The 10,593-nt window shown below is 62.8% G+C and carries 8 protein-coding genes and 1 pseudogene; 7 read left to right on the top strand and 2 right to left on the bottom strand.

Annotated features, from left to right (window positions below; genetic code table 11):
- Positions 1-95 precede the first annotated feature (95 nt).
- From IAE77_RS26995 to IAE77_RS26985, 3 genes are read left to right on the top strand one after another with little or no spacing between them, the layout of a single operon-like run.
- Positions 96-1,316 carry an AGE family epimerase/isomerase gene (locus tag IAE77_RS26995; protein ID WP_294233638.1) on the top strand — a complete coding sequence of 407 codons (1,221 nt, stop codon included), beginning with the start codon at positions 96-98 and terminating at the stop codon, positions 1,314-1,316.
- Positions 1,317-1,373: 57 nt separating this feature from the next.
- Positions 1,374-2,426 (top strand): ATPase, T2SS/T4P/T4SS family, encoded by a 1,053-nt coding sequence (locus IAE77_RS26990; protein ID WP_294233635.1) that lies wholly within the window; start codon positions 1,374-1,376, stop codon positions 2,424-2,426.
- Between the two features lie 19 nt (positions 2,427-2,445).
- Positions 2,446-3,543, top strand: coding sequence for a PilT/PilU family type 4a pilus ATPase (locus tag IAE77_RS26985; protein ID WP_294233632.1), 1,098 nt, complete (start codon positions 2,446-2,448; stop codon positions 3,541-3,543).
- An 82-nt stretch (positions 3,544-3,625) separates the two neighbouring features.
- Here IAE77_RS26985 and IAE77_RS26980 read toward each other — a convergent pair whose 3' ends face one another.
- Complete coding sequence (locus IAE77_RS26980; RefSeq protein ID WP_294233629.1) at positions 3,626-3,799, bottom strand: hypothetical protein; 174 nt, start codon at positions 3,797-3,799, stop codon at positions 3,626-3,628.
- Positions 3,800-3,961: 162 nt separating this feature from the next.
- Between IAE77_RS26980 and IAE77_RS26975 the strand changes: the two genes are divergently transcribed.
- The 3 genes from IAE77_RS26975 to IAE77_RS26965 all read left to right on the top strand — a co-directional run bounded on the left by IAE77_RS26975 (position 3,962) and on the right by IAE77_RS26965 (position 8,065).
- Entirely contained in the window at positions 3,962-5,287 is a 1,326-nt protein-coding gene (locus tag IAE77_RS26975) for an OFA family MFS transporter (protein ID WP_294233626.1), read from the top strand.
- A gap of 147 nt (positions 5,288-5,434) precedes the next feature.
- On the top strand, positions 5,435-6,733 hold the full coding sequence (locus tag IAE77_RS26970) for an FtsX-like permease family protein (protein WP_294233623.1): 1,299 nt from the start codon (positions 5,435-5,437) through the stop codon (positions 6,731-6,733).
- A gap of 27 nt (positions 6,734-6,760) precedes the next feature.
- Positions 6,761-8,065, top strand: a complete 1,305-nt coding sequence (locus tag IAE77_RS26965; protein WP_294233620.1) for an FtsX-like permease family protein — start codon at positions 6,761-6,763, stop codon at positions 8,063-8,065.
- 1,284 nt (positions 8,066-9,349) lie between these two features.
- Here IAE77_RS26965 and IAE77_RS26960 read toward each other — a convergent pair.
- Positions 9,350-9,811 (bottom strand): annotated as a pseudogene (locus IAE77_RS26960) (DUF3592 domain-containing protein); the annotation flags it as partial.
- A 93-nt stretch (positions 9,812-9,904) separates the two neighbouring features.
- Between IAE77_RS26960 and IAE77_RS26955 the strand changes: the two are divergent.
- Positions 9,905-10,582 carry a TIGR02206 family membrane protein gene (locus IAE77_RS26955; RefSeq protein ID WP_294233617.1) on the top strand — a complete coding sequence of 226 codons (678 nt, stop codon included), beginning with the start codon at positions 9,905-9,907 and terminating at the stop codon, positions 10,580-10,582.
- Positions 10,583-10,593: the final 11 nt, after the last annotated feature.

Here is a 10,593-nt window from a genome sequence, read left to right as displayed (position 1 = left end):
GTTCCCGGCCTTGAAAGGCCGGGCTACGGCACGTTCGTCGCTCCGCGACTTCCAAACAGGTTTTCAAACACGGCCTAGTGGTTCACAGATGGGCGATGAACGCCAATCTGACCGATGCCCGGCAGCGCGAGCACTTGCGCACGCTCTACCGTGACACGCTGCTGCATGACGTGATGCCGTTCTGGCTGAAGAATGGCATGGATCGGGAGTTTGACGGCATCATCACGTCGCTGGATCGCGATGGGGCAATCCTGGACACTGACAAGAGCCTCTGGTTCCAAGGCCGGGCGGCCTGGATGTTTTCGACGCTCTACAACACGGTCGAAAAACGCAGCGACTGGGCGGACGCGGCCGGATCATGCCTGGCGTTTCTGGAGAAGCACGGCTACGCCACGGACGGAAAACTGTTCTTCACCGTCACCCGGGAGGGCAAACCTCTGCGCATGCGGCGCTACGTGTTCAGCGAGGCGTTCGCATCCATCGCGCATGCGGCATATGCGAAGGCGACGGGCGATGAATCCTATGCGGAGAAGGCGAAGCGCGACTTTGCGACCTATTTGAGGCATTCCTTCGAGAAGGGCCTCATGCAGCCAAAGGTGAACTCCGAAACGCGGCCGATGATGGGCATCGGTGCCCTGATGATCGGCATCGCCACGGCCCAGGAGCTGCGGCTGAACCTCGGCGACGTGAAAATTTCCGGTCATTCGTGCTCCGAGTGGGCGGATCGCTTCATCCTGGAGATTCAGCGCTATTTCTTCAAACCGGACATGGGCGTGCTGATGGAGGTCGTTTCGCCGGACGGGTCGGTCATCAACCACTTCGACGGCCGCACCTTGAATCCAGGCCATGCGCTGGAGTGCGCGTGGTTCATCCTGCATGAAGGTCGCTGGCGGGGTGAGAAGAGCTACGTCCGGCTCGGCCTGGAGATCCTGGATTGCATGTGGGAGCGCGGATGGGATGCGGAGAAAGGCGGCATCTTTTACTTCCGGGATGTCTTCCACAAGCCGGTGCAGGAATACTGGCACGACATGAAGTTCTGGTGGCCGCACAATGAGGCGATCATCGCGACGCAACTGGCCTGGCACATCACCGGAGACGTGAAATACGCGCAATGGCACCAGCAGGTGCATGACTGGAGCTTCGCGCATTTTCCCGACCCGCAGCATGGCGAGTGGTTTGGCTACCTGCATCGCGATGGCTCGCCGTCGGTCACTTTGAAGGGAAACATGTGGAAGGGCCCCTTCCACCTGCCGCGCATGCTTTGGTATTGCTGGCAGTTGCTGGAGCATGAGCCGCATGACGCGAAAAGTTCGTAACGAAAGATCGAGAGCAGGCTTGAGCCGGTGAGCAGCGACCGCTAGCTTCCCTCCCGCATGGCCATTTCCATCGACGACATCCTCCAAGCCGCTGAAGAGCATCAGGCGAGCGATATTTTCCTCCAGGAAGGCGAAGTGCCGCGGATGAAGATCAACGAGCAGCTCATGATCTTCGGCGACGAACCGATGCTGCTGCCCCATCTGGCCGGATTGTGGCAGGCCTGCGGCGGGGACACCTTGAAGGACACCGATGTGGACACCGGCACCGTCTCGCGCTCCGGCGTGCGCTTCCGTGTGAATCTGCACAAGGTGCTGGGCCGGCTGGCCGCCACGCTGCGCCGCATCCGCACGGACATGCCGGCGCTGTCCAACCTGGGCGCTCCCGAATGGCTGCTGTCACGCTGGGCCACGCAGGAGCACGGCATGGTGCTGGTGACCGGTTCCACGGGCCAGGGCAAATCCACCACGCTGGCCGGCCTGCTGCACTGGATGAACATGAACGTGGCACGCCACATCGTGACGATCGAGGACCCGGTGGAATACATCTTCAGCAACAAGCGCTCGATGTTCACCCAGCGTGAGGTGGGCCGCGACACGCCGAGCTTCCCCCGCGGTCTGCGTGCCGCGATGCGCCAGGCGCCGGATGTGATCTTCGTGGGAGAAATTCGCGACCACGACACGGCCTTCACTGCACTGCAGGCCTGCGAAACGGGCCACCTGGTGCTCGCCTCCATGCACTCCGCCACCGTGGCGGACACGATGGAGCGCTTTGTGAACCTCTTCCCGGCCGACCAGGTGGGGATTGGCCTCCATCTGCTGTCGCATCAACTTCTCGGCGTGCTGTGCCAGAAACTGGTGCCGGATGTGAACGGCCGGCTCACGCTGCTCGTCGAGCACCTGCAAAACGGCGGCGCTGTGCGCGACTGGATCGCGCGGCGTTCCGTGTCGGACATCTACGACTACATGACGCGGGCGAACGACCCGAACTGCCGCACTTTCCTCCAATCCATCGCTGCGGCTTACGAGGCCGGCATCATCGACGAGCCGACCGCCATCGCCGCCTGTGGCAACGAAGCCGAGTTCCGCCGTGCGGCACGCGGCATTTCCTGATCCCCTTTTCTTCAAGACCATGCGCAGCCACGATCTCATCGAATATCTCTACATGGTCATCGAGCGTGGCGGCTCTGACCTGCACATCAGCGCCAACAGCCCGCCCATGGGCCGGCTCAATGGCATCCTGCAACCGATGACGGACGAGGTGCTGGACATCTCCGACCTGCGGGAGCTGATCTTTGCCGTTCTGAAGGAAACGCAGCGTGCGAAGCTGGAGCGCGAGTGGGAGCTGGACTTCGCCATCCAGGTGGAAAACCTCGGCCGCTTCCGTGGCAACGCCTGTTACGTCCTCGGCCGCATCGAGGCGTCGTTCCGCTACATCCCGAATGTCATTCCCGAGCTTCGCGATCTCGGCCACGGACCCACGGTGGAGGGCTTCACCCAGTTGCGCGACGGCCTGATCCTCGTCACCGGCACCAGCAACTGCGGAAAAACGACCACGCTGGCCTCGCTGACGCAGCACATCGCCCGCACACGGCATGCGAACATCATCAGCATCGAGGACCCTATCGAATACCTGTTCGCCCACGACAACAGCCTCGTGCGCCAGCGCCAGGTCGGGGCGGACACGCAGACCTTTGCGAATGCGATCAAAAGCGCCCTGCGTCAGGACGCGGATGTGATCGTCATCAGTGAGCTGCGTGACCTGGAAACGATCCGCACGGCCCTCACCGCCTCCGAAACCGGCCATCTGGTCATCAGCACGCTCCACACGCAGGACGCCCCGGGCACGATCCTGCGCATTCTGGACGCCTTCCCTGAGGAGCAGCAGGACTTCGTCGCCTCCCAGCTTGCCGGCTCGCTCCGGGGCGTCATCTGCCAGTCACTCATGACGCGGCGTGACGAATCCGGCCGCGTGATGGCCTCCGAGGTGCTGGTGGGCAATTCAGGCATCGCCGCCTGTGTGCGCTCACGTCGTTTGTCACAGCTCGCCAACTTGATCCAGATCGGCGCCGTGGATGGCATGCACACGATCGATGACAGCCTCATGCATCTGGCCAATCATGGCTTCATCAGCCTGGATGACGCCCTGATCCGCGCACGCGACGCGGACTTCGTCGAGGTCGGCCACCAGAGGTTCCTGCGCGAACGTGCAGAACCCGCAAGGCGCTGAACCAGTGCAGATGAAAAAAGGCGGAACCGGTTTCCCGGCCCCGCCTTTGGAGACATCGAGGAGATCGACGACGCCTGGACGCTTACTTGTTCTTGGCGTCGAACTTGGCTTTGCACTTCTCGCAGCAGAAGGAGACGGTTTTGCCGTCTTTTCCGGTGCTGGTGATGCTGGAATCAGCGGGTTTGCCACTGATCGGGCATTTGTCGGCCGCGAAAGCCGCGGTGGAGAGTGTGAGGAGGGTGAACAGAGTTTTCATGGATGGATGTGGTGTGTTTGCGTTCGGTGAAGCCGGCGGGATTGCCGGATTCGCTGCGTGAACGCGTGAAGCCGCCCGTTTCTTGTGCGCCCGAAGTCTTTCCTTGCCATCCAGGCCGCCGTCCCGCTAAAACGCCAGCCGCACTCTCCCTCCCGACCCACCATGAGTTTTCTCTCCCGTGAAGCCACCGTCGCCCGGCCCGGATTCAGCCGCTGGCTCGTCCCACCCGCCGCCGTCGCCGTCCACATGTGCATCGGGCAGGTGTATGCCTTCAGCGTCTTCAACAAGCCCCTCGGGGCCGAGCTCGGCGTGCCGGTGTCGAAGGTGAACGTCGCCTACATGATCGCGCTGGTGATGCTGGGCCTGTCCGCGGCCACCTTTGGCAAATGGGTGGAGCGCTCCGGCCCGCGCAAGACCATGATCGCCTCCTGCTTGTGTTTCTGCGGCGGATTGCTGCTCACCGCCCTCGGCGTGAAACTGAAGCTCCTCTGGCTCATCCTCGGCGGATACGGCTTCGTCGGCGGCATCGGACTCGGACTCGGCTACATCGCTCCCGTCTCGACGCTGGTGAAGTGGTTTCCCGACCGCCCCGGCATGGCCACTGGCATGGCGATCATGGGCTTCGGCGGCGGGGCGCTCATCGGTTCGCCACTGGCGCAGGAATTGATGACCCATTACGCCAAGGCGCCCGACACCGGCGCCGCGAGCGCTCTGGTCACCATGGCCGCAGCCTACGCCTGCTTCATGATCTTCGGGGCCTGCATCGTGCGTGTGCCCGCTGCCGGCTGGAAACCTGAAGGCTACGAGCCGAAAGTGGCCGCCGCGAATCACATGATCACGACCGCCAGCGTGTCCGTGGACACGGCCTGGAAGACACCGCAGTTCTGGCTGCTGTGGACGGTGCTGTGCATGAATGTGAGCGCCGGAATCGGTGTGCTGGGACGTGCGGCGGACATGTGCCAGGACATGTTCGGCGTCAGTGTGGCCATCGGCGCGGGCTTCACCGGCCTGTTGAGCATCTTCAACATGGGCGGGCGTTTTGTCTGGTCCTCGGTTTCCGACTTCACCGGTCGGAAGACGGTTTACTGCATCTACTTCATCCTCGGGGCCGTGCTTTACGCCGTGCTGCCCTACACGCAGGAGACACAGAACCGCACGCTCTTCGTCATCTGCACCGCCCTCATCATCAGCATGTATGGCGGCGGTTTTGCCACCATTCCCGCCTATCTGAAGGACATGTTCGGCACCTATCAAGTCGGTGCCATCCACGGCCGTCTGATCACCGCGTGGAGCATGGCTGCCGTCATCGGCCCCTCGCTCATCAATGGCCTCTACGACAGCCGCGTTGCCGCCGGCATGGCCAAGAACCAGGTTTACAACGGCACCTTCTACCTGATGTGCGTGCTGCTCGGCGTCGGCCTCGTCGCCAATCTCCTCGTCCGTCCGGTCGATCCCAAATACCACGTCAAGGAAGCGCCTTCCGCCTGATCACACCGCCATGAAAGCCGTCCTCATCTGGATCATCGTTGCCGCGCCCCTCGCCTGGGGCGTCACCAAATCGGTGCAGAAATCCCTGCCGCTGTTCGGCGTCGAAGCAGTTGCGAAGTAATGCCTGCGCCGCTTTGATGCGCGGCCATGCTTTCGAACGCCACCCTCTTCCTCGCCCGACGCTACCTGCGCGCGAAGCGTTCGTTCGTCTCGGTCATCACGATCGTCTCCATCCTTGGCGTCGCTGTCGGGGTGCTGATGATGATCGTCGTCAGTTCGGTGATGAAGGGGTTCGAGGGCGAGTTCCGCAAGGTGCTCATCGGGTCGGAGCCGCACGTCCTGCTGCATCCGCAGAACAAAAAACCCGCATCGCCGCAAGCCGCCGCTGAAGTGCTCGCGAAGGTGAAGGCACAGCCGGAGGTTCTCGCCGCCAGCACCTACATCAGCAGCGCCATGTATGCGGAACGTGAAGGACAGCAGTCGGGGATGGATGTCATCGGCCTGCCAGCCGACGGGGCGACGTTCTACATGGCCAAGATCGCCAAACACCGCGTCGAAGGTTCTTTGGAACTGAAGCACGGCGGTTTGGTGTGCGCGGATTACATCGCCGGGCAGCTCGACGCGCATCCGGGAGACAAGATCAGCGTCTATGCCGCCACCAACGTCACGACCGCCGTTCAACGTTTCCGCGTGGCCTCCGATGAGCAGGACGAGAAAAAACGCCATGCGGCCTACAAGGAGATCAAACTGCATCCCAAGGAGATCATCCTGCAAGGCAGCGTCCGGGCTGAGACCGCTGGCGTTTACGGCTACACCACGCTCGAGACGGCCCAGCAAATCTTCGGCCTCGGCGATCAAGTCAGCGGCATTCTGATCGAATTGAAGCAGCCGGGCGACGTGAAGGAGGTGATCAAACGCTTCGAGGCGGCCAACATCATCCCGGCCGGCTGGAACGCAGCTCTTTGGACCGATGCGGGCGATGCACGGCTCGCCGCGATGAGCAACGAGCGCGTGATGATGTGGATCGTGCTCATGATCATCGCCGTGGTGGCCGCGTTCTCCGTGATGAACACCACGATCACCGTCACCACGCAGAAACGACGTGAGATCGGCGTCCTCACCGCGCTGGGATCACGCCAGGGGCAGATCATCAGCATCTTCGTCGCGCAGGCGGCATTTGTCGGCACTCTCGGCACGGTCATTGGCCTGGTTCTGAGCGGCCTGGTGCTCACCTTCCGCGATGACATCCGCATGGGCATCGCCGTTCTGAGCGGTGGCAACGCCGATTCGGCCTCCGGCATGTTTCTGGCCACGATTCCGGCCCAGATCGAGCCCTGGTTCGTCGCCGTCACGTGCATCGGCTCGATCAGCCTCTGCCTTCTCGCCGCCTTGCCGCCCGCCTGGCTCGCCGCCCGCGTCGATCCAGCCGTCGCGCTCCGCGACTGATTCAACCGAGAACAGCGAACAACAATAATGACCAGCGCCCCCCTTTTCCTCGCCCTGCGCTACTTGCGGCCCACGCGTTCGTTCATCTCGGTCATCACCGTGATTTCGATGCTCGGCGTCATGCTCGGCGTGGGCGTGCTGGTATTCGTGATGTCCGTGTTCAGCGGCTGGCAGCGTGAATTCCGCCAGATGCTCCTCGGCTTTGAACCGCATGCGATGGTGCAGCCCATGACCTCCCGCGAAGAGGCACCCCAGACCGACTGGCGGAAGCTGCGCGATGCCCTCGCGGCACGGCCGGAGGTCGTCTCTGCCATTCCTGTGGCCGAAGACGTCGTCGTCGTCGAAAACGCGGGCAGCCTCCAGGGCGTCAGCGTCATCGGCATGGCGGAGGAAGCGGACAATGCACTGCTCAAAAAGCTCACCAAGCACCTCAAGGAGGGCAAATTCGACCTCAGCGGCGATTCGATTGTCCTCAGCGACAAATTCGCCAAGGAACTCGGTGCCAAAATCGGTGACACGCTCGTGGTGCACGCCGCTGACAGCGTGAACCAGTTCATCCGCCAGGTGCGGGAGATTCCGGAAGATGCGGAGGAGACCAAACGCGCCGAGGCGCTCGACAACGTGACCGTCCTGTCCAAAGACCTCACGCTCGTCGCCACCCTCCGTGCCGACACGGCCGGAGAACGCGGCTACGTGCCGCTGCACGTCGCGCAGGAGTTCTTCAATCTCGAAGGCAGCGTCAGCGGCATCGAACTGGAGCTCAAAGATCCCGACAATGCCGAGCCGGTCATGGAGATGATCTATCGTGCGGGCATTGTTCCGGAGACCTGGGGCTGGCGCACCTGGATGCAGCAGCATGGGGTCATGCTGGAGTCAGTCGAGAACCAGCGCACGATGATGTGGTTCCTGCTGCTCTTCATCATGCTCGTCGCCGCCATCTGCGTGATGAACACCACCATCACCGTCACGGTGAAAAAGCGGCGGGAGATCGGCATCCTGACCGCGCTGGGCACCCGTGCGTGGCAGATCATCTCCATCTTCGTGTCACAGGCCGGCATCGTGGCGCTCGTCGGCGTCGTGGCCGGTCTCGCGGGTGGTTTTTTCTTCCTCAGCATCCGCAACAAGCTGCGCGACCTCATCGCCGACCTCACCGGCCGCGACATCTTTCCGCAGGATATTTATTTTCTTTCCCAAATCCCCGCGCACACCGACGCGAGTGATCTTCTGACGATCTGCGCCACCGCCGTCGCCCTCTGCCTCCTCGCCGCGCTGGTGCCAGCCTGGTTCGCGGCCCGTGTCGATCCTGCGGTGGCCTTGCGGGATGGGGGCTAGGCTCCATTGCTCCAGCCGCTCCTCCAAAGCCTTGGCGGTGACTGACTCCGTGATGCCATCGGCCAGTGTTTTGGTTTTACCGAAGGTCGTCTCGGCACGCACGCGGTAGTAGAACACGCTGCCGGACTGCATGTTCGAGTCGTGCGTGAAGCGGACGATGTGACGTGGCGCGAAGGTTTCGCTCCATGAGTAAAACGGCCCGACGTGGTGCTGGATGCGCAGTTCATCGGCCCGCAGTTCGACCACACGCCGGTGCAGCAGCGTCCAGAGCGCGGCGATGAGGAGCCCCGGCGAGCTGATGCCCCAGACGATACGGAAGATCCAGGGTGCCTCCTTGTTGATCATGATGACAAACGCCACGGACCACACGATGCCAAAGAGCAGCAAGAAGATGCCGACGCCGCCAAACCGGCGTGGCGGGCAGTCGATCCGTGTCGGAACGCCGGAACTGTCGAACTGGGCGGTGACGCCGCGAAGCTGAAGACGCTCGACGAGCTGCTCCGTGTCCAGTACAACGGCCTCAATTTCTCGACGTGCTTCGTAGGCGGCGAGCCGTGCCTCTTCCCGCGTCATAAACACCGGCAGGGGCAGCACCGCAGGCTTTCCGCCGTTGCCTGAGGTCAGTTCGAGGCTCCAGACGTGCTGTTCGCCGTAGAAGGCGGCCGACTCCGCGTCCTCAATGGTCTGACAGGGCAGTCCTCGCGGAATCTCGATGTGCAGCGGCAAGGCCACGCCGTTGATGTCGCGCCGCGCTTCACTGGCGGAAAGTGTCTCGCCGTGTTCCCAAACTGTCTCCGTCGAGGTTTGGGTGCCCTTCCCGGCGCGACGGACGATTTGGCGCTGACACAGGGCTCGGACGTGAATGATCGCGCGCGGCGAGAGGGCTTGGGAGAGCTTCAATTCACCCTCAAGCAAACGTCCGGGCGTGACGGGGACTTGATCCAGCCGCAGCGTCGGCCTGCCCAGTGCAAGGCGTGTTTTCATCCGATTCCAGGCCATTCGCAGCGGGATCAGCGCCAGCAGGCAGGGCAGCAGCCCGAGCGCGGCCAGCAGCGATTTTGACAGATCTCCGCCTATCACAATCGCCAGCGCCAGTGGTCCCTGCACCAGCAGGATCCAGCCCGCGATGGCGAGGATGAACGGCAGTCCGTCACCTGAGGTGCGGATGTCGCCCTGCGCCCACTCTTTCCGCCAGCGCCAGGGCTCTTGCGGATGCTGCTCCTGCAGTTTGCCCGCCTGCCGGGCCTTTCTGGCCTGCAACCAGCCGCCAAGCGAGACCACCACCCCAGCCAGTGGGAAAGCTGTCGGGAAGATCGACATCAACAGTACCACGCCCCAGCGCAGATCGCGAAACAGCACGGCCTGGTCGGGCATCGCAGGATTCACGTAGCAGCGAAAAGGCTGCTCCCGCCCTTCCAACGCCTGGATCTGTCCGTAGGCCTTCTGCTGGAAGTCGCCCATGTTGTCAGCGCCGCTCATGAAGGTGACGCTCTCGCTGTGATGCGTGTGGCCGCGATACTCGTAGCGATAGACCGCCTTCGTTTCGTAAGTGGAGCCGCCTTTGCCGGACCCGGTGACGATCTCCGTCTTCTCAATCCAGCAGGCTACCTCCTCCCAGCCACGTGCCGACCACCAGCCGCCGATGGTTGGAAGATACAGAAACCAGGCCACCGCCAGCCCGCCCGCGATGAACGGCAGACCAAACAACACCGCGCAGCCTCCGCCGAGCTGTTTCACAGGACGCATGACTTTCGAGGACGGCCGGATGTTCTTCAACATGCGCGGAGCTTTGCACAAACCGGCTGACTTCCGCAACAGGCGCGTATGATGGCGCGCATCATGCCTCCCGCGTTCAAGCCCTACGGCGCATCCCATCAGGTGGTGCTGGTCATCACGGTGGTTTTGTTCGTCGCCCTGCTCCTGCTCTCACGCACACGGCATGGTGTCGTGGCGGAACGCCTCCTTGGCAGCCTGCTGCTGGCCCTGTGGCCTGCGGGACTCGTGACACACGCGATCAATGGCTCCTTCACCGCACAGACCGTGCTGCCGCTGCAATACTGTGACATCGCCGCGATCGCGGGCGGCATCGCCTTGTGGACGCACCGGCAGTTCTGCTGCGAGATCGTGTACTTCTTCGGCATCGCGGGAACGCTCCAGGGCCTCATCACTCCAGCGCTGATCTACGACTTTCCAGACGGGCGGTTCTTCCACTTCTTCACCCTGCACGGCGGCGTGCCGATCACGTCTTTCTATGTCGTCACGGCCATGAAACACCGGCCGCTGCCCGGTGCGGTGCCGCGCATGATGCTCTTCTCCATCGCGTGGTATGCCGTGGTCGCCGTGGTGAACGTCGCGCTGGGAACGAACTTCGCCTTCCAATGCACCAAGCCGCCGCAAGCCAGCCTGTTCGATCGTCTGGGCCGGTGGCCGTGGTACAATTTCAGCGCCATCGGCCTCGGCGTGGTGTTTTACTCAGTGCTTTATGCGCCGTTCGCTTTCCGCCGCATCAGGCGCTGACCTGGACGGCG

The organism is Prosthecobacter sp. (assembly GCF_014879935.1).
Lineage (GTDB): Bacteria > Verrucomicrobiota > Verrucomicrobiia > Verrucomicrobiales > Verrucomicrobiaceae > Prosthecobacter.
This window is presented reverse-complemented; position numbering and strand designations above follow the sequence as displayed.

What these genes read in the sequence shown, in the direction of transcription:
- IAE77_RS26990 (WP_294233635.1), top strand. Translation starts at nt 1,374, where the DNA reads ATGGCCATTTCCATCGACGACATCCTCCAAGCCGCTGAAGAGCATCAG.
- IAE77_RS26965 (WP_294233620.1), top strand. Translation starts at nt 6,761, where the DNA reads ATGACCAGCGCCCCCCTTTTCCTCGCCCTGCGCTACTTGCGGCCCACG.
- IAE77_RS26955 (WP_294233617.1), top strand. Translation starts at nt 9,905, where the DNA reads ATGCCTCCCGCGTTCAAGCCCTACGGCGCATCCCATCAGGTGGTGCTG.
- IAE77_RS26975 (WP_294233626.1), top strand. Translation starts at nt 3,962, where the DNA reads ATGAGTTTTCTCTCCCGTGAAGCCACCGTCGCCCGGCCCGGATTCAGC.
- IAE77_RS26980 (WP_294233629.1), bottom strand. Translation starts at nt 3,799, where the DNA reads ATGAAAACTCTGTTCACCCTCCTCACACTCTCCACCGCGGCTTTCGCG.
- IAE77_RS26985 (WP_294233632.1), top strand. Translation starts at nt 2,446, where the DNA reads ATGCGCAGCCACGATCTCATCGAATATCTCTACATGGTCATCGAGCGT.
- IAE77_RS26970 (WP_294233623.1), top strand. Translation starts at nt 5,435, where the DNA reads ATGCTTTCGAACGCCACCCTCTTCCTCGCCCGACGCTACCTGCGCGCG.
- IAE77_RS26995 (WP_294233638.1), top strand. Translation starts at nt 96, where the DNA reads ATGAACGCCAATCTGACCGATGCCCGGCAGCGCGAGCACTTGCGCACG.